The following is an 18,942-nucleotide window of genomic DNA, read 5'->3' on the forward strand; positions in this document are numbered from 1 at the left end:
CTTTCACCGGCGCTCTTCGAGCGCCGGTTTTCATTTCCGCGCCTCACTTCTGGCGCCGCAAGCCGGCCGCGTCGTTCATGATGCGCCCGCGGACGCCCCGTCGTGCGGGCATGAAAGGCGCGTTTAAAACCGCTGTGCGCGGGACTTGCAGCACGTTTCCATCGTCCGAATTACCCCCCTTTAACAGTCTTTATCCATCGATCGTCGCTCGAAGGGTTTCGCAATAATGATCTCAATGGGAAGCGGTATGTTGCCGGTCCGTTAGTTCCGTTTACCTCATCGGGGGTCCAGCTTGAACATTCGTAAATTTGTCGGTGCAACCAGTCGTGATGCGCTGCGTCTCGTACGCGAAGCGTTGGGCGCGGACGCGGTCGTACTGTCCAATCGCACGATGGACGACGGCAGCGTCGAGATCGTCGCCTTGGCCGACAGCGACCTGGCTGCCATCACCCCCAAGGCGCCGCGCGCAAGCACCGGGTCGATGAATGGCACGGCTGGACATCCCGCGCTGGCCGCACCGCGCGCGCTGCCGATGGGCAATCCGATCGGCAATCCGTACGCGAGCGGCATGCCCGACGTCTTTTCGTCGGTGTTCGGCGCGAGCCCGGAAGCCGGTGCCGAGAGTGACAGCGGTCATGCCGCCGGCCCATACGCCTTCGACGACGCTTTAAGCGACGAACCGGCTGCCGCACCGAATCAGGCCATGAAGGCCGCCGCGAAGCCGGCGCCGTCCGCCGCGCCGAAAGCGGCATTGCCGGGCGCCACGAACGTGCTGTCGGCTGGCGCGCTGGGCAAGCCCGCCTCCGCTGCGCCGCAAGCAGCCGGTGCCGAGCAGCCGAGCGCCCGTGCCGCGGTCGCGCGTCTGAATGAAGACATCCGCGCCGATCTGCTCAAAGCCGCCGGCGTGCCGGTCGCTGACTCGCAAACGCCGCGCACGATGGCCGAATCGAACCCCTGGCTGATCGACCACGCTCGTCGTATCGCCGCTGAACAGCAACCGGAAGGCGCTTACAGCGCGCGTCCCGCCGCGATGACGCCGGCCGCCGCCATGGCCAAGGGCCTCGGCGCCGCCGTCCAGCCGGGCAGCGCAAACGCTGCGCAATCCGCCGACACCCCCGAGTGGGCGCGCGAAGCCGCGCAGCTCGCCGCACGCCGCGCCGCGCAGAAAATCGCGCCGTCGCTGACGCAGAACGATGACCGCACGCCGGCGTCCGTCGCGGAAGCGATCAAGGTGCGCATGGAGCAGGTCGTCAACGACACGGTGATGAACGAGCTGTCGTCGATGCGCGGCATGATGGAAGAACACTTCGCCGGCCTGCTGTGGGGCGATCGCCAACGCCGCAACCCGGCGCGCGCCGCGCTCACCAAGCATCTGTTCGCGGCCGGTTTTTCCGCGCAACTCGTGCAGATGATGGTCGACAACCTGCCCGACGAAGTCGACAGCATGGAAGGCGGCATGGACTGGGTGCGCTCGGTGCTCGAGTCGAACCTGCCGGTGATGGAAGACGAAGACGCGCTGATGGAGCGCGGCGGCGTGTTCGCCCTGATGGGCCCGACGGGCGTCGGCAAGACGACGACCACCGCCAAGCTGGCCGCGCGCTGCGTGATGCGCTTCGGCGCGAGCAAGGTCGCGCTGCTGACCACCGACAGCTACCGGATCGGCGGCCACGAACAACTGCGCATCTTCGGCAAGATTCTCGGCGTGTCGGTACACGCGGTGAAAGATGGCGCCGATCTGCAACTCGCGCTCTCCGAACTGCGCAACAAACACATCGTGCTGATCGACACGATCGGCATGAGCCAGCGCGACCGGCTCGTCTCCGACCAGATCGCGATGCTGTGCCGCGCCGGCCAGCCGGTGCAGCGCCTGCTACTGCTCAACGCGACCAGCCACGGCGACACCCTCAACGAAGTCGTGCAGGCCTATCAGCGCTCGCCGGACCATCAGCCGCTCGCCGGCTGCATTCTGACCAAGCTCGACGAAGCCACCAATCTGGGCGGCGTGCTCGATACGGTGATCCGCTACAAGCTGCCGGTGCACTACGTGTCGACCGGTCAGAAGGTGCCCGAGAACCTGTACGTCGCGACCAGGAAATTCCTGATCAAGAGCGCCTTCTGCATTCCGCGCGACAACTCGCCGTTCGTGCCGCACGAAGACGATATTCCGGCCTTGCTCTCCTCGCTGTCCGCCCGCTCGACAGCCGACCTTCACGAGGTCCGCTTTGGATAAGCTCATCTCCGATCAGGCAGAAGGACTGCGGCGCCTGCTGGCGCGTAGCGGCTCGCGCGTGATTGCGGTGACGGGCGGCTCGACGGGCGCAGGCTGTACGACGACGGTGGTGAACCTCGCGGCGGCGCTGGCGCAGCAAGGCAAGGACGTATTGGTGATTGACGAGTGCCTCGGCGAACTGTCGGTGAGCGGGATGCTTGGCGGCCTGCGCGGCGCGGGTAATTTCGCCGCCGTGATGCGCGGCGAGATGGCGCTCGACGACGCCGTCGCGCGCCACGCGCTGGGCTTTTCGGTGCTGGCCGCGTCGCGGCTGAACCGCGAAGGCCACTCGGCCACGCAGTTCGGCGTGGTACTGCACGGTTCCGCGGATGTGGTGCTGATCGATGCGCAGTTGGACCCGCAAGGCCACCTGTCGCCGCTCGCCAAACAGGCGCACGACGTGATGATCGTTACGCGGATGGCCGCGCAAGCGATCACCGAGGCGTACGCCTGTATGAAGCGCCTGCACTACGCGCACGCGCTCGCACAGTTCCGCGTGCTGGTGAATCACGTGCAGAGTCCCGGCGACGCGCATACCGCGTTCGCCAACCTGGCCGGCGTGGCCGGGCGCTACCTGACGGTGGCGCTGGAAGACGCCGGTTGCATTACCGCCGATGCGCGGATGGCGCGAGCCCTGGAGTTGTCGCGTTGTGTCGTCGATGCGTTCCCATCGACACCGGCTGCGCGCGACTTCCGGCACCTCGCCGCCGAATTGCAGTACTGGCCGATGCGGCCAGCGATGTCGTCGCAAACGCCATGGATGGCGTCTGCGACAGTTACAGCGGCGCAACACGCCGACCAACCGTCTGCGCAGCACGCCTGAGTGGCGGCACAAGGACAAGGGGAGCACGATGTATAACGCTCAGGGAAAAATTTCCCAAGCCGAAGTTCTGACGAAGTACGCACCGCTGGTGCGCCGCCTCGGCTTGCAGCTCGTTGCCAAGATGCCGGCCAGCGTCGATCTCGACGATCTGATCCAGGCCGGCATGATCGGCCTGCTGGACGCCGCGAGCCGCTACAAGGAAGACCAGGGCGCGCAGTTCGAGACCTATGCCAGCCAGCGGATTCGCGGCGCGATGCTCGACGAGCTGCGCAGCAACGACTGGTTGCCGCGCAGCCTGCGGCGTACCTCGCGCGAAGTCGAATCGGCGGTGCACAAGGTGGAGCAGAACCTGGGCCGCTCGGCGAGCGAAACGGAGATTGCCGACCACCTGCAAATGCCGCTCGACGAGTATCAGTCGATGCTGCAGGACCTGCACGGCAGCCAGTTGATCTACTACGAAGACTTCGACCGTTCGGCGGACGACGAGCCGTTCCTCGACCGCTACTGCGTGGACCATTCGGACCCGCTGTCGGCGTTGCTCGACGATAGCCTGCGCTCGGCGCTGGTGGAAGCGATCGACCGCCTGCCGGACCGCGAGAAGCTGCTGATGTCGCTCTACTACGAACGCGGCATGAACCTGCGCGAAATCGGCGCGGTGATGGAAGTCAGCGAGTCGCGCGTGTGCCAGTTGCACAGCCAGGCGGTGGCGCGTTTGCGCACGCGCCTGCGCGAAATGGCCTGGGCGAATGCCGAAGCGACTTAAGGCGACCTGAAGCAACCCGAAGGCGCGCCACCTAACCCGACGTCACCACGTAACCTGAAGCGCCGGCCGGATTACCCCGGCGCTTCAGCTCACGGCGATTCTGGCAGTAAGCCCGAACCCCGCCTGCTTCACACCGCCATCTCACGCTCTGCGGCGAGCGCGAGAAATGCCGACCGCGACAGACCGCGCGTTTGCGCGTAGACGTCGATATCCTGGACCAGCACCTCCGGCAGCGAGATGTTGATGCGCACGGCCTTCTTCAGGGCTGGAATATTCCGGGTGGTGACAAATCCCCACATAAAGCCCGCGTAATCCGGATTGCGATGATGCTCGCTCAATTTGAGCGGCTGCGGCACCGGCAGCCCTTCGTCGAGCAACGTGTCCAGATGCGACTCGACCGCCAGCTTCGCATTGGCAAAAGCCTCTTCAAGCGTATCGCCGGCCGCAAAGCAGCCGGGCAGGTCCGGCACCACCACGCCGTACGCATGCTCGTCGTCACCTGATTCGACTGCGATCGGGAAAATCAGATTTTTCATTTCAGGCCCGCCTGTTTCAGGATGCTATTCAATGTGCCGGGCGGCAGATCTTTCTTGGGATGAGGGATGGTCACGAGACCGCCCCTGAACGGATGCCGGAAATGATGGTGGCTGCCCGAGATACGGACCAACTGCCAGTCATTCGCCTGAATCCATTTGATTACCGCGGCGCTGTTCATCTTGCACTCCTGAAATCATACACACGACTACACAATATTGCTAGGGCTTGACGTTCCGCCTTGGCCTTCGTATCGGCGTCGACGCGCGAGACGGAGCGCGAAAAACCACAGTGGGGGAGGGCATGATTTCAACCCGGCGCACGCTTTCGCGCCACCTGGCCGGATGGCTAACGTGCGGCTGGGAAAGGGGAAGTGAAGGCGAAAAACAGAAAGGGCTCGTCGATGACGAGCCCTTCGTTCAAGACAATAGATTCAGCGCAGATTCAGCCGTAGACGTGTGCCGCAATCGCGTGCAGCGACGTCGCCCGGCAGCTCCGGGAAGTCCGGGAAGTCTCTACGCCGCGGGTTGCGCGGGAATCCGCCCATCCGGTCCGTAGAAGCCGACCTTCTGCGGCACTTCGACCTGCAGCGCTGCCAGCGCGCGCTGGTTGTAATCCATCCGTACGCGGATCAGCTCACCGTTGCTGGTATTGAAGCGCCGCGCCCGTTCGGCGGCTTTCTGCAGTAGCGACCATTGTTCGGCGACGCGCGCGTCGGTGCTGGCTGCGAGCTCCATGCCAGGCCAGCCGGCCGGCAAGCCCATGTCGGCGAGCAGCGTGTCGCGGGTGGATTCGAGATTGGCCAGTACGCCGATCAGTTCGGTTTTCTTCTCGACGATCGGCGGCAGCAATTCGAGCGGCGACAAGGCGGTCAATGCCTTGGTCTCGAGGGTCAGAATCGAGGCGAACGCCTCGACAGCCGAATATTCTTCGACGAGGGTGGCAAGCAGGGCGTCTTTCATTTCAACAACTCGCTGAACACGACGGCTCGCGCTAGATTCGCGAGCCGGGTTTGTCGAACGTCGCCCGGCAAGTCACCGTACTTCGATGCGTCGATCAGTTGCCGGTCGACGAGGTTTTGCTTTGCAACAGGTCGCGTGCGGTGTTCAGCACGCCGTCGGCGATCTTGCCGGAGTCGATCGTCAGCGAGCCATTCTTGATAGCCTGCTTGATCGACTCGACGTGCGCCGTGTCGATGTCCGCCGAACCGGACGCCGCAAGGCTGCGCAGATGCTGCGACAGGCCCGACAGGCTGACGCTGGCGTCGCCCGAGGTGCCGCTGGTGGCGGGTTGCGAGGCGGTGCTCGCGGTCTGCGCGTTGCTGTTCGCGGTCGTCGCGTCGCTTTGTTGCGAACGGGACAGGGCGTCTTTCAACGACGGCAGATTCGAATTGGTTGTGGAATCGACTTTCACGATTGGCTTCCTGAACGATTTGATCCTGATAACGGCACTCGCTGATCAAAACTTTAGCGCAATCGCTCCAGGTTTTGCCTTGCCATTCAAGACGATCCGGCCCCTTGGCAGGCCCGACCCGTGTCATCCGCACTGCCGGCATCCGGCCCCGCGCGGTGTGGTGCACGCGCGAATCCCGGGCGGCGCGTGCTGCATGCCCGTTCACAGTTGAATCTCCACCGTCGAGCCATCTTTCACGATGCCGGAAATGATCTGGCCGTTGGGCGTACGAACCCGTACCTGCTGGCCTGGCGACGCGTTGTTCATCGCGCTGCCTTCGGACGAAATCGAGAAACCGGCGCCCGCCGCGACGACCCGCACCGTCTGGCCGATCGAGACCGCCGAGGTGCTTTTCAGCATGTCACGGCGCAGCGGCATGCCGCCGGCGACACGCGTGAGCGTCACCGAGCCGATTGCCTGCGACGGGTCCGTGACGATCGCCTGCGGCAAGCCGGTCAGGTCGCCGTCACGCGCAACGAGGTCGGCGGCGGTCAGCACTTCGCCCGGCGACATGGCGCGGGCGGCCAGGTAGTAGGTGGCGTTCAGCGAAATACGCGCTTGCAGATAAATGGTCCACGGCCGTTCGCCGGCGCAGCGCACGCCGACGGTCACGCGGCCCCACAGGCGCGCGCCGCTCGGCATGAAGGGTTCGAGTGCCGTGCAGGCCGCGAGGCCGCGCGGAAACGCCTGGGCGACGGTGATCTCGACCTTGCCCGGCAAACCGGCGGATTGCTGCTGCAGGAACGCGAGAGCGGCGCTGCGGATTGCTTCCGCGTCCTGCTGGCCGGGCAACGGCGCGGGTTGCGCGATGGCCGCGGCGCGCATGTTTTGCTGTGCAATGGCCGGTGCGATGGGACGAGTGGCCGATACGCGGGCGATCGTCGCGGGCGTCGGGACCGCTGCCGGCGTGGCGCTATTGGCCGCAGCGGCGGCAGTGGTCGAGGCGGCGAGCGGCGCGACAGCCGTGCGCGTTGCGATTGCCCGCGCTGCGAGCGGCTTGCCGTTCGCGCCCAGTTGCGGCGGTTCACCGCGTGAAGCAAGACTGTCGAAGCCGTCGGTAGCGGAGGTGCTGCTGGCAATGCCGTTGACGCCGCTGGCGCTGCTGACGACACCGCTATTCACGCCGCGATACCCGCCGTTGACCGGTGCGTTGGCCGCCACCGGCTGCACGCCCACCGCTTGCCGCGCGGCCGGCGTCACGACGACCGGCACGACCTGGCGCTGGCCCGGCATGACATTGACGTTGGCCACGCCGGTCGGCGCATTGGCCGCACCCGGCGCGGGAATCGTCACGACGCCGTTCGCGTCGGGTTTGAAATTGGTACGGATCATTTGCGGCGCGGCAGGCGGTTCGCCTTCGCCGGCAATCACGATCGAGCCGCTCGCATTGGCGGCTCGGGTGAATTCGTCCGTGGTGCGCGAGACCGGTCCGCGCCCCAGCGATTGCGCGGTGGCGGCAGCCAGCGTCGCGGCGGTGCCGGCGCGTTTGGCCGGCGCGGCTTGCATCTGCTGCGCGAGATCGGCGAGCGCCGCCGGATTCTTTTCGCCCGGGCCGGGAATCACGATCGGTCCATCGGCTTCCTGCGCGTAGGCGCTCGGCGCGAGCAACAGGGCGCTGGCCGGCAGGCACAGCGCCGAACTCAGCGCCAGGCGCGCGAGCCGCATCGACCAGGCCGGCTGTTTCTTTGCCCGGCGCGGCACGCCCGCACCGACGCCATGCGCCGCCGCGCGGTTGGCGCGGAGCGTCGGATCGAAGGTGGGCTGGTCCATCGCGTTTCTCCATCGAATGCATCGGTACGCCTTGCATTCTAGTGAGCGCCCCCTTTGCGCAAACGTTGAATAGAAGCCCCCTTTCCCGGTTATTCGTCCGATTGCTCCTTGCGTAGCGCCCATAAGATGCACTTCATGCAAAAAGGCCTTCTCGCCTCACGCAGTCCTCACGCGAGGCTGCAGCGGGAAGCCTCGGGAACGTTCTCCGGAGATTTCTTATGCTGGACAAACTCGATGCCGAATTCGCCTTTGGCCGCCAGGCGCTCGATGTACGCGCTTACCGGCAGGAGCTGCTGTCGTCGAATATCGCCAACGCCGATACCCCCGGGTATAAGGCGCGCGACGTCGACTTCGCTTCCTCGCTCGCCGGCGCGCTGAAGAAGGGCGACGGCGCCACCGGCACCGCTGCGTCGAACAACTCGACGCTCGCGATGACGCAGCCCGCGGGCGTGACGAGCGGCATGTCGATGGTGTCGACGTCGCCCGGCCACATGTCGGGCAAATCGACGCTGACGCCGACCGGCGGCGCGTCCGACGACTACGGCAATCTGCAATACCGCATTCCGACGCAGCCCGCGCTCGACGGCAACACGGTCGACATCGACACCGAACGGGTGCAGTTCGCGGACAACACGTTGCACTTCGAATCAGGCATGACGGTGCTGTCAGGCCAGATCAAAACGATGCTGGCGGCGATCCAGTCGGGCTCGTAATAACCGACGCCGCGCAGGACAGCAGGTCGCAAGAACAATCGCTACGGGAATTAACAGGAAGCCGGGTCGAACCGGCAGGAGAGGTCAGGAAACCATGCCATCCCTGATGAACATTTTTGGTGTTGCAGGCTCCGCGATGTCGGCGCAGTCGCAGCGGCTCAACGTGACGGCGTCGAATCTCGCCAACGCGGACAGCACGACCGGCCCGGACGGCCAGCCTTATAAGGCCAAGCAGGTCGTGTTCGCGGTCAGCCCGCTGGGCGGCGCGCGCACCGCGTCCGGCCAGCAGGTCGGCGGCGTGCAGGTCACCGGCGTGGTCGACGACCCGACGCCGATGAAGACCGCGTACGACCCCGGCAACCCGGCCGCCAATTCGGACGGCTACGTCACGCTGCCCAACGTCGACCCGGTGCAGGAAATGGTCAACATGATCTCGGCCTCGCGCTCGTATCAGGCCAACGTCGAGACCCTGAACACCGCCAAGACACTGATGCTGAAAACGCTCACGATCGGAACCTGAGGAGAGCTTCTTGACCACCAACACCACCATCGGCAGCAACGGCACGAACGTGTCGCAGACGCTGCTCGATACCATGAACGGCACGGGCAAGAGCTCGAGCGCGACGGGCGCGACCAGCTCGACGAGTTCGAGCAGCAGCACCTCGGCCAGCAGCCTGCAGCAGACCTTTCTGCAATTGCTCGTCGCGCAGCTGCAGAACCAGGACCCGACCAACCCGATGGACAGCTCGCAGATGACGTCGCAGCTGGCGCAGATCAACACGGTGTCGGGTATCAGCCAGTTGAACACGACGCTGAGCTCGCTCGCGACGCAGATGTCGGCGGGCCAGCAGTCGCAAGCCGCGCTGCTGATCGGCTCGACCGTGCTCGCCCCGGGCAACTCGGTCTCGGTCGCAAGCGGCAAGGCCGGCTCGTTCGGCGTGCAGCTCGCCAACGCGGTGAGCGATCTGCAGGTGGTCGTGAAGAACTCGGCAGGCACGATCGTCAACACGATCGACCTCGGCAAGCAGTCGGCCGGTACGGTGCCGGTGGGCTGGACGCCGACCGACACGGCCGGCAACACGCTGCCGGACGGCACCTACACGATCAGCGCCGTGGGCACGATCAACGGCCAGCAGGCAACCGCGACCACGCTGTCGAGCGCGACCGTGCAGAGCGTCGTCATGCAGAGCACCGGTACGCCGGGCCTCGTGCTGTCGAACGGCACGACCGTCGGCCTGACCAACGTCGCCGCCATCCTCTGATTCAGATTCAGTCAGTTACGACTTTCCAGATACGGAGACCGTCATGGGTTACCAACAAGGTTTGAGTGGTTTGTCGGCATCGTCGAGCGACCTCGACGTGATCGGCAACAACATCGCCAACGCGAATACGGTTGGCTTCAAGAGCGGCGCGGCGCAATTCGCCGACATGTACGCGAATTCGGTGGCGACCGCGGTGGGCAACCAGGTCGGTATCGGCACCAAGCTCTCGGAAGTGCAGCAGCAGTTCTCGCAAGGCACCATCACCAGCACCAACCAGGCGCTCGACGTCGCGATCAACGGCAACGGCTTCTTCCAGTTGTCGAATAACGGCTCGCTGGTGTACTCGCGTAACGGCGTGTTCCAGCTCGACAAGAACGGCTTCATCACCAACGCGCAGGGTTTGCAACTGATGGGCTACGGCGCGAACGCCGCCGGCATCATCAACACCGCGCAAACCGTGCCGTTGAGCGTGCCGACCGCGAACATCGCGCCGCAAGCAACGACCAAGATCGTTGCCGGCCTGAACCTGAACGCGCAGGATCCGCTGATGCTCGGCACGCCGCTCGTAGCGCCCACACTAGGAACGGGCAGTACGCTGTCCTCGCCGGGCGCGACGATCACGAACACCGCGTCGGGCACGAATAACGACAGCTACACCGTCAACTTTACGAGCGCGACCACCTACACGGTGACCGATACCACGCTCGGCACCACCACGGCGCCCGCGACGTACACGGCCGGCTCGGCGGTTTCGCTCGGCAACGGTCAGACGATCACGATGAACGGCACGCCGGTCCTCGGCGACAAGATGACGATCACGCCGACGCCGATCGCGTTCAACCAGAACAGCTCGACGACGTACAACTACTCGACCAGCACGACGGTCTACGACTCGCTGGGCGGCTCGCAGACGGTCAACATGTACTTCGCCAAGACGTCGGCGGGAACGTGGAACGTGTACGCGGGCACCTCGACCGGCACGGCGAACCTGGTGGGTCAGGCGAACTTCAATTCGTCGGGCACGCTGCTCGGCACGACGCAGGTCAACACCCCGATCGCGACGCCGCCGACCTTCAGCGCGACCACGACCCCGTACGTCTACAACTTCAGCATTCCGACCACCGACGGTTCGTCGACGCCGCAGAACCTGACGTTGAACATCGGCGGCACGACGCAGTACGGCGGCAAGGACGGCGTGAACTCGCTGCAGCCCGACGGCTACGCGGCCGGCACGCTGACGAGCTTCACGATCGGCGCCGACGGCACGCTGACCGGCAACTACTCGAACCAGCAAACGGCGGCACTCGGTCAGATCGCGCTGGCGAATTTCTCGAACCAGAACGGTCTCGTGAACCTGGGCAACAACGAGTTCCAGCAAACGTCGCAATCGGGCGTCGCGCAGATCTCCGTACCGGGTTCGACCAACCACGGCGTGCTGCAAGGCGGCGCGGTGGAAAACTCGAACGTCGATCTGACCAGCGAACTGGTGAACCTGATCACCGCGCAACGCAACTATCAGGCGAACGCGCAGACGATCAAGACTCAGCAGACCGTCGACCAGACCCTGATCAACCTGTAAGCGACCGGGACTTCCCATCATGGATCGGCTGATCTACACCGCGATGTCGGGCAGCACGCAAGCGCTCGAACAGCAGGCTATCGTCGCGAACAATCTGGCGAACGCATCGACCACCGGCTTTCGCGCGCAGCTCGCGACGTTCCGTGCCGTGCCGATGTCGTTCGGCGACGGCAGCACGGTCGACGACAACACCACCCGCACGTTCGTGCTGTCGTCGACGCCGGGCGCGGACTACACGCCTGGCCCGATCCAGCAGACGGGTAACCCGCTCGACGTAGCGATTCAGGGTCCGGGCTGGCTGGCGGTGCAAACCGCCGACGGTAACGAGGCCTATACGCGCGCCGGCAATCTGCACGTCGACGAAAACGGCCAACTGGTGAACGCGATGAACCAGACCGTGCTCGGCAACGGCGGCCCGGTGTCGGTGCCGCCGGGTGCGGAAATCACCATCGGCAAGGACGGCACGGTGTCGGCCCTGACCCCTGGCGATCCGCCGACGGCGGTGGTGACGGTCGATCAGTTGAAGCTGGTGAATCCGGATCCGCAAACCATGACGCGTGGCGACGACGGTCTGTTCCGGACCGCCGACGGCAACCCCGCCGACGCCGATCCGGCCGTCACGGTGGTGCCGGCCTCGCTTGAAGGCAGCAACGTGAATCCGGTCAGCGCGATGGTCGCGATGATCACCAACGCGCGCCAGTTCCAGATGCAGACCAAGCTGCTGGAAAACGCGGACAAGAACGATCAGTCCGCCAACCAGTTGCTCAGCTTTAGCTAACGCTAACAGGATGCGCCGGGTTCGCCCGGCCCCCAGGAGAACAAAAGTGAACCGCTCACTGTATATCGCCGCCACCGGCATGAATGCGCAACAGGCGCAGATGGACGTGATCTCGAACAACCTCGCGAACGTCAGCACCAACGGCTTCAAGGGCTCGCGCGCCGTGTTCGAAGACTTGCTGTACCAGACCGTCCGCCAGCCGGGCGCGAATTCGACGCAGCAAACCGAACTGCCTTCGGGCATCCAGCTCGGCACCGGCGTGCAACAGGTCGCCACCGAGCGTCTGTACACGCAGGGCAACCTGACGCAGACCGGCAATTCGAAAGACCTCGCGATCAACGGCGCGGGCTTTTTCCAGGTGCAGATGCCTGACGGCACGACCGCCTACACGCGCGACGGCTCGTTCCAGACCAACGCGCAGGGTCAACTGGTCACGTCGAGCGGCTATCAGGTGATTCCGGCCATCACGATCCCGAACAACGCGACGTCGATGACGGTCGGCAGCGACGGCGTGGTGTCGATCACCGTGGCCGGCTCGACCAACAGCCAGCAGCTCGGCTCGATGCAGCTCGCGACCTTCATCAACCCGGCCGGTCTGGATGCGAAGGGCGAAAACCTGTTCTCGGAAACGGCTTCGTCGGGCGCACCGAACATCGCGCAACCGGGCCTGAACGGCGCCGGCTCGCTGAATCAGGGTTACGTGGAAGCATCGAACGTGAACGTGGTGCAGGAACTGGTGAACATGATCCAGACGCAACGCGCTTACGAAATCAACAGCAAGGCCGTGACGACCTCCGACCAGATGCTGCAGACCCTCAGCCAGATGCAGGTTTGAGGGACTGGGAATTAAACAGGCGGTAATCATGATGTCGCACTTCTCTCGTAACCCGGTTCATTCGCGCACCGCTCAGGCGCTCGTGCAGCTCACGCTGCTCGCCGCCCTGGGGGGGTGCGGCCTCGTGCCCAAGCAGCCCATCACGCAGCAACCGATGACGGCCCTGCCGCCGCCGCCGCCGCAGATGCAGTCGCCGGGCTCCATCTATAACCCGGGTTACGCGGGCCGGCCGCTGTTCGAAGATCAGCGGCCGCGCAATGTGGGCGACATTCTGACGATCGTGATCCAGGAAAACGTCAACGCGACGAAGTCCTCGGGCGCGAACGCGAACCGTTCGGGCAGCACCAATTTCAACGTGCCGACCGCCGGTTTCCTCACCGGGTTGTTCGGCAAGACCAACCTCAGCGCGACCGGCGCCAACGTGTTCCAGGGCACCGGGGGCGCGAATGCGTCGAACACCTTCAACGGCACGATTACCGTGACGGTGACGGGCGTGCTGCCGAACGGCAACCTCGCGGTGAGCGGCGAAAAGCAGATGCTGATCAACCAGGGTAACGAGTTCGTGCGTTTTTCCGGCGTGGTGAATCCGAACACGATTTCCAGCCTGAACGCGGTGTATTCCACCCAGGTGGCCGACGCGAAGATCGAGTATTCCGCGAAGGGCTATCTCGACGAAGCTGAAAATATGGGCTGGCTGCAACGCTTCTTCCTCAACGTGTCGCCGTGGTGATCATGCGTACCGTCTTCTCCCGCCCCGGCCGCTTCGCGCGACTCGTTCATCTCGGCCGAGCGATGGCCTTCGTCGCGCTCGTCTGCGCGGCACTGCCGGCCGCGACGCCCGCTCATGCAGAGCGCCTGAAAGACCTCGTGCAGATTCAGGGCGTGCGCGACAACCCGCTGATCGGCTACGGCCTCGTCGTCGGTCTCGACGGCACGGGCGACCAGACCACGCAGACCCCGTTCACCACGCAGACGCTCGCCAACATGCTGGCGAACCTCGGCATCTCGATCAACAACCAGGCGGCGGGCTCGAGCAATTCGCAGTCGACGCTGTCGAACATCCAGTTGAAGAACGTCGCCGCGGTGATGGTGACGGCGGTGCTGCCGCCGTTCGCGCGTCCGGGCGAAGCAATCGACGTGACCGTGTCGTCGCTCGGTAATTCGAAGAGCCTGCGCGGCGGCACGCTGCTGCTCACGCCGCTCAAGGGCGCGGACGGCCAGGTGTATGCGCTCGGTCAGGGCAACCTCGCGGTCGGCGGCGCCGGCGCGAGCGCGAACGGCAGCAAGGTGCAGGTGAATACGCTCAACGCGGGGCGGATTGCCGGTGGCGCGATTGTCGAACGCGCGGTGCCGACGTCGGTGTCGCAAGCGGGCACGATGCAGCTCGATCTGAACGACATGGACTACGACACCACGCAGCGGGTCGTGTCGGCGGTGAACAATACGTTCGGCAGCGGCACGGCCATGGCGCTCGACGGCCGCACGATCCAGTTGCGCGCGCCGAGCGATCCGGAACAGCAGGTCGCCTTCATGGCGCAATTGCAGAACATCGACGTCAAGCCGGCGCAGGCCGCCGCGAAGGTGATCCTGAACGCGCGTACCGGCTCGATCGTCATGAATCAGATGGTCACGCTGCAGAGCTGCGCGGTCGCACACGGCAATCTGTCGGTGGTGATCAATACGCAGCCGGTGGTGAGCCAGCCCGGCGCGTTCTCGAACGGTCAGACCGTCGCGGCCAAGCAGTCGCAGATTCAATTGAAGCAGGACAACGGCGCACTGAAGATGGTGACCGCCGGCGCGAACCTCGCCGACGTGGTGAAGGCGCTCAACGCACTGGGTGCGACGCCCGCGGATCTGATGTCGATCCTGCAGGCCATGAAGGCAGCGGGCGCTTTGCGCGCCGACCTGGAAATCATCTAAGGAAGACAGCAGATGAATTCGGACACGATCAATTCCGCCAACTCGGCCAATGCGGCCAACGAGCTGACCCAGCGCTTCGCGCTCGACGTCCAGGGTTTCAGCAAGCTGAGCGCGCAGGTCAAGGCGTCGCCGCAAGCCGGCATGAAGATGGCTGCGCAGCAGTTCGACGCGGTTTTCACGCAAATGATGCTGAAAAGCATGCGCGATGCGACGCCGCAGGATGGTCCATTCGATTCGCATGACAGCGCGACCTTCACGTCGATGATGGATCAGCAGATGTCGCAGCAGTTGTCGCAAAAGGGTATCGGCGTGGCCGATGCGATGCTCAAGCAGTTGATGCGTAATCAGGGCATCCAGACGGGCGGCGCCGGCGGCGCGGGCGGTCTCGCCGGCATGGCCAACGCACTGGGCGGCGGCAGCGGCGGTGGCGACGAAGGTCAGACCGCGGCGCTGAACGCGCTCGCAAAAGCGTATGGCAATGCGCAAGCCAACGGCCAGTTGGCCATGGGCAGGGGCTACTCGGCCAACAGCGCGCTGACTCCGCCGCTCAAGGGCGACGGCACCTCGCCGAAGGTCGACGCGTTCGTCGACAAGCTCGCCGCACCCGCTCAGGCTGCCAGCGCGGCGACCGGGATTCCGGCGCGCTTCATCATCGGTCAGGCCGCGCTCGAATCGGGCTGGGGCAAGAGCGAGATCAAGAAGACGGACGGCTCGACCAGCCACAACGTGTTCGGCATCAAGGCAACCAAAGACTGGACCGGCAAGACCGTTTCGACCGTCACGACCGAGTATGTGAACGGCAAGCCGCAGCGCACCGTCGAAAAATTCCGCGCGTACGACTCGTACCAGGAAGCAATGACCGACTATGCGAGCCTGCTCAAGAACAATCCGCGTTATGCGCAAGTCATCAACTCGGCGCACGACGTGAGCGGTTTCGCCAACGGTATGCAGCGCGCCGGTTACGCGACCGACCCGCATTACGCGAAAAAACTGATGTCCATCATGCAAAAGATGGGCTGAGCGATATCCCATGCACGCGACGGGGCCAGGTGCATAACAAGACGGACGAGGCCGGCTGTCCACGGGCAGCCGGCCCAGCCGCGCGAGGCGGATGGGGTGAATCGGGCGGTTTTAACGTTTGCGGCAAATAATTCATTACAGGCCCCTAAATTTTGGCCTGGCGATGCCGCTAATCAGTTAGACCCGATACCGGAAAGCGCAGTATTGTCCGGTTGAATGCGCGTGCTGCGGCTTCGATGAAGACCGCGCGAAAGCCCCGGCAGGAGCCTTGGCACGCGCCCGCAAGAACATGCATACCGGCAAGCCCATGGATATGAACCAGTCGAATGGCCAGACCGAAGCGCCCGGCCAGCCGCACGCTTCACCAGACGAAAGTTCCAACGATTTCGGTCGTCGCAATCCGCTGGAGATCGGCGTACAGCTACGCAATCTCGTCAATCGCGGCGATTTCCTCACTGCTCAATACGCGAGCGGCCAGCTCGTCACGCGGCTGCTCGACGTCGACGTGCGCGGGCGCACCTTCACGTTCGACTGGGGCGCGCTCGCCGAACAGAACCAGGGCCTGCTGGCCGCGCCGCGCTGCCAGTTCCATGCGCAGCCGGACGGCGTGCGCGTCGAGTTCGCCACCTCCACACCGCGCGAGACCCGCTACGAAGGGCTGCCGGCGTTCGAAGCCGACTTCCCCGAGGTGCTGTTTTACGTGCAGCGCCGCGAATATTTCCGCGTCGATGCGCCGATTCTCGATCCGTACATGTGTACCGGCCGTTTGCCTGAGGGCGATACGTTCCGCTTCGAAGTGCACGATCTGTCGCTGGGCGGCGTCGGCATGCGCACCACCGACGAACGCGTCGCCGAATTGCCGATGGGCACCCAGCTGCTGGATTGCGAGCTGATGCTCGGCGCGCTCGGCCGTCTTTCGCTCGATCTGCAACTGGTGTCGCACCGCTCCACCGCGTTGCCGAACGGCACGCAGCGCTACCAGTTGGGCTTCCGTTTTCTGACGCTGCCGGGCAGCGCCGAAAACACGCTGCAACGCCTGATCACGCAGCTCGAAATGAAGCGCCGCTCGCTGGTGCGCTGAGCTTTCGCGGATGGATCACGAGGCCCCGGCGGCACGGCCTCGCAAACGTTGAAACAAACGTCGAACACGCATCGGAACGGCCTCAATTTTTCCGCATCGAGGCCGTTAAACAGACTGTTCAAGCAACGCGGCGGCATGCGGTCGATGTCGCCCTTCAGGATGACGCATGTCAGATCTCATCAATCTCGGCCTCAGTGGACTGAACGCAGCCCAGTGGGGACTCACGACGACCGGCCAGAACATCAGCAACGCGTCGACGCCCGGCTATACGATCGAAACCCCGGTCTACGCGGAAAGCGGCGGCCAGTACACGGGTTCCGGCTATCTGCCGCAAGGCGTTTCGACCACCACGGTGACGCGCCAGTACAGCCAGTATCTGACGACCCAGTTGAACAATGCGCAAGCGTCGGGTAGCTCGCTGTCGACCTACAACACGCTGATCTCGCAACTGAACAATCTGATCGGCAGCCCGACTGCCGGGATTTCGAGCGCGATCACCAGCTACTTCACCGGCTTGCAGAACGTCTCGAACAGCCCGTCGACACTGTCGACCCGCCAGACCGCGGTGAGCGGCGCGCAGACGCTGGTGAACCAGATCAATGCCGCGGGCCAGCAATACGACTCGCTGCGCCAGAGCGTCAACACGCAGCTCACCAACACCGTTTCGCAGATCAACAGCTACACGCAGCAGATCGCGCAGTTGAACGGCCAGATCGCTCAGGCCAGCACGCAAGGCCAGCCGCCGAACCAACTGATGGATCAGCGCGACCTCGCCGTGTCCAATCTGTCGCAACTGGTGGGCGTGCAGGTCGTCAACAGCAACGGCAGCTATAGCGTGTTCATGGGCAACGGGCAGCCGCTCGTGTCGTCCACCAACAGCTATAACCTGGGCACCGCGCCGTCGACGGGCGACTCCAGCGAACTGTCCGTGCAGTACCTCGGCCAGGCCGGCGCGAATCCGGCCGCCACGCCGCAAAACCTGCCGGACAGCAAAGTCACCGGCGGCTCGCTGGGCGGCCTGCTGCAGTTCCGCAGCCAGACGCTCGATCCGGGTGAAGCGCAACTCGGCGCGATCGCCGTGAGCTTCTCCGCGCAGGTCAACGCGCAAAACAGCCTGGGCATTACGCTCGGCGGCACCCAGGGCGGCGCGCTGTTCTCGGTGGGCAGCCCGACGGTCTACGCGAACACGCAGAACACCGGCAACGCCTCACTGAACGTTTCGTTCGCGAACCCCGCGCAGCCGACCACCGGCGACTACACGCTCGCCTTCAACGGCAGCACCTACACGCTGACCGACAACTCGAGCGGCGCAGTGGTGGGCTCGGCGAGCAATCTGAGCCAGCCGATCAACGGCCTGAATTTTTCGACCACCGGCACGATGAAAGCCGGCGACTCGTTCACGGTCGAGCCGACCCGTGGCGCGTTGAACAGCTTCGCGACCGCCTCGACCGATCCGGCGGCGATCGCCGCCGCGCTGCCGTTGCAGGTGGCGGCCTCGACCGGCAACACCGGCACGGCGACGATCACCTCGCCGTCGGTGACGGCCGGCTACACGATGCCGAATTCGACGACCACGCTGGCGTACAACGGCACGGGTCTGACCGGTTTCCCGGCCGGTTCGACGGTGACCGTGGCCGGCACGCCGCCGACCAGTTATCCGATTACCGACGCGACCACCGTGGTGCCGTATTCGACGGCCAACGGCGCGACGCTGACGATCACCAATTCGTCCGCCGGCCAGATGAACAAGGTCACGATGACCATCAGCGGCACGCCGGCCGCAGGCGACAAGTTCACCATCGGCCCGAACACCGGCGCGACCAGCGACGGCCGCAACGCGCTGGCGCTGTCGAACCTCTCCACCGCGAAGGCGTTGGCGGGCGGCACGGTCACGCTGAGCGGCGCGTACGCGAACTACGTCAACCAGATCGGCAACCAGACCAACCAGGTGCAGACGGCGAGCACGGCGCAAACCGCGCTGGTGACGCAGATCACCGCCGCGCAGCAGTCGGTCTCGGGCGTGAACATTAACGAGGAAGCAGCCAACCTGCTTCAGTATCAGCAGCTCTATCAGGCGAACAGCAAGGTGATTCAGACCGCGCAGACCCTGTTCCAGACGTTGCTTGGCATCTTCCAGTGAGGC

Annotated in this window: 19 protein-coding genes; 14 read left to right on the forward strand and 5 right to left on the reverse strand. The window is 64.7% G+C overall.

Going from position 1 to position 18,942, the window contains the following annotated elements:
* Positions 1–292 precede the first annotated feature (292 nt).
* The 3 genes from flhF to FA94_RS20330 are packed head-to-tail and all read left to right on the forward strand — an operon-like array spanning position 293 to position 3,855.
* Entirely contained in the window at positions 293–2,230 is a 1,938-nt protein-coding gene (gene flhF / locus FA94_RS20320; RefSeq protein ID WP_035554473.1) for a flagellar biosynthesis GTPase FlhF, read from the forward strand.
* Positions 2,223–3,092, forward strand: a complete 870-nt coding sequence (locus tag FA94_RS20325; RefSeq protein ID WP_035554475.1) for a MinD/ParA family ATP-binding protein — start codon at positions 2,223–2,225, stop codon at positions 3,090–3,092. Before flhF ends, FA94_RS20325 begins: the two co-directional genes overlap by 8 nt.
* A gap of 28 nt (positions 3,093–3,120) precedes the next feature.
* Complete coding sequence (locus FA94_RS20330) at positions 3,121–3,855, forward strand: RNA polymerase sigma factor FliA (RefSeq protein ID WP_035554477.1); 735 nt, start codon at positions 3,121–3,123, stop codon at positions 3,853–3,855.
* 128 nt (positions 3,856–3,983) lie between these two features.
* Here the strand turns inward: FA94_RS20330 and FA94_RS20335 are convergent, their stop codons facing one another.
* From FA94_RS20335 to flgA, 5 genes are all read right to left on the reverse strand, one after another.
* Positions 3,984–4,391, reverse strand: coding sequence for a type II toxin-antitoxin system HicB family antitoxin (locus tag FA94_RS20335; RefSeq protein WP_035554479.1), 408 nt, complete (start codon positions 4,389–4,391; stop codon positions 3,984–3,986).
* Complete coding sequence (locus tag FA94_RS20340; RefSeq protein WP_035554480.1) at positions 4,388–4,570, reverse strand: type II toxin-antitoxin system HicA family toxin; 183 nt, start codon at positions 4,568–4,570, stop codon at positions 4,388–4,390. Before FA94_RS20340 ends, FA94_RS20335 begins: the two co-directional genes overlap by 4 nt.
* Positions 4,571–4,904: 334 nt before the next feature.
* Complete coding sequence (locus tag FA94_RS20345) at positions 4,905–5,351, reverse strand: flagella synthesis protein FlgN (RefSeq protein ID WP_035554483.1); 447 nt, start codon at positions 5,349–5,351, stop codon at positions 4,905–4,907.
* A 94-nt stretch (positions 5,352–5,445) separates the two neighbouring features.
* Positions 5,446–5,802: a flagellar biosynthesis anti-sigma factor FlgM gene (flgM, locus tag FA94_RS20350; protein WP_035554485.1), complete on the reverse strand. Its 357-nt coding sequence runs from the start codon at positions 5,800–5,802 to the stop codon at positions 5,446–5,448.
* Positions 5,803–6,003: 201 nt separating this feature from the next.
* Positions 6,004–7,611: a flagellar basal body P-ring formation chaperone FlgA gene (flgA, locus tag FA94_RS20355; protein WP_035554487.1), complete on the reverse strand. Its 1,608-nt coding sequence runs from the start codon at positions 7,609–7,611 to the stop codon at positions 6,004–6,006.
* A 218-nt stretch (positions 7,612–7,829) separates the two neighbouring features.
* On the opposite strand from flgA, the gene flgB reads away from it, so the two are divergent.
* From flgB to flgK, 11 genes are all read left to right on the forward strand, one after another.
* On the forward strand, positions 7,830–8,324 hold the full coding sequence (gene flgB / locus FA94_RS20360) for a flagellar basal body rod protein FlgB (RefSeq protein WP_035554489.1): 495 nt from the start codon (positions 7,830–7,832) through the stop codon (positions 8,322–8,324).
* Between the two features lie 94 nt (positions 8,325–8,418).
* Positions 8,419–8,844 (forward strand): flagellar basal body rod protein FlgC, encoded by a 426-nt coding sequence (gene flgC, locus FA94_RS20365; RefSeq protein WP_012434707.1) that lies wholly within the window; start codon positions 8,419–8,421, stop codon positions 8,842–8,844.
* 10 nt (positions 8,845–8,854) lie between these two features.
* Positions 8,855–9,586: a flagellar hook assembly protein FlgD gene (locus FA94_RS20370; RefSeq protein ID WP_035554492.1), complete on the forward strand. Its 732-nt coding sequence runs from the start codon at positions 8,855–8,857 to the stop codon at positions 9,584–9,586.
* A 43-nt stretch (positions 9,587–9,629) separates the two neighbouring features.
* A complete protein-coding gene (locus tag FA94_RS20375; protein ID WP_035554494.1) occupies positions 9,630–11,165 on the forward strand; it encodes a flagellar hook protein FlgE in 1,536 nt (511 codons plus the stop codon).
* Positions 11,166–11,184: 19 nt separating this feature from the next.
* On the forward strand, positions 11,185–11,943 hold the full coding sequence (gene flgF / locus FA94_RS20380; RefSeq protein ID WP_035554496.1) for a flagellar basal-body rod protein FlgF: 759 nt from the start codon (positions 11,185–11,187) through the stop codon (positions 11,941–11,943).
* Between the two features lie 46 nt (positions 11,944–11,989).
* On the forward strand, positions 11,990–12,778 hold the full coding sequence (gene flgG, locus FA94_RS20385) for a flagellar basal-body rod protein FlgG (protein WP_035554498.1): 789 nt from the start codon (positions 11,990–11,992) through the stop codon (positions 12,776–12,778).
* A 31-nt stretch (positions 12,779–12,809) separates the two neighbouring features.
* Positions 12,810–13,508, forward strand: a complete 699-nt coding sequence (flgH, locus tag FA94_RS20390) for a flagellar basal body L-ring protein FlgH (protein ID WP_035562582.1) — start codon at positions 12,810–12,812, stop codon at positions 13,506–13,508.
* A 2-nt stretch (positions 13,509–13,510) separates the two neighbouring features.
* On the forward strand, positions 13,511–14,698 hold the full coding sequence (locus tag FA94_RS20395; RefSeq protein ID WP_035554499.1) for a flagellar basal body P-ring protein FlgI: 1,188 nt from the start codon (positions 13,511–13,513) through the stop codon (positions 14,696–14,698).
* A gap of 12 nt (positions 14,699–14,710) precedes the next feature.
* The gene (gene flgJ / locus FA94_RS20400) at positions 14,711–15,718 is read left to right on the forward strand and encodes a flagellar assembly peptidoglycan hydrolase FlgJ (protein ID WP_035554501.1); all 1,008 of its coding nucleotides are present in this window, start codon (positions 14,711–14,713) and stop codon (positions 15,716–15,718) included.
* 313 nt (positions 15,719–16,031) lie between these two features.
* Positions 16,032–16,799 (forward strand): flagellar regulator YcgR PilZN domain-containing protein, encoded by a 768-nt coding sequence (locus tag FA94_RS20405; RefSeq protein WP_494471401.1) that lies wholly within the window; start codon positions 16,032–16,034, stop codon positions 16,797–16,799.
* Positions 16,800–16,965: 166 nt separating this feature from the next.
* Complete coding sequence (gene flgK, locus FA94_RS20410) at positions 16,966–18,939, forward strand: flagellar hook-associated protein FlgK (protein ID WP_035554504.1); 1,974 nt, start codon at positions 16,966–16,968, stop codon at positions 18,937–18,939.
* Positions 18,940–18,942 lie beyond the last annotated feature (3 nt).

The organism is Burkholderia sp. 9120 (assembly GCF_000745015.1).
Classification (GTDB): domain Bacteria; phylum Pseudomonadota; class Gammaproteobacteria; order Burkholderiales; family Burkholderiaceae; genus Paraburkholderia.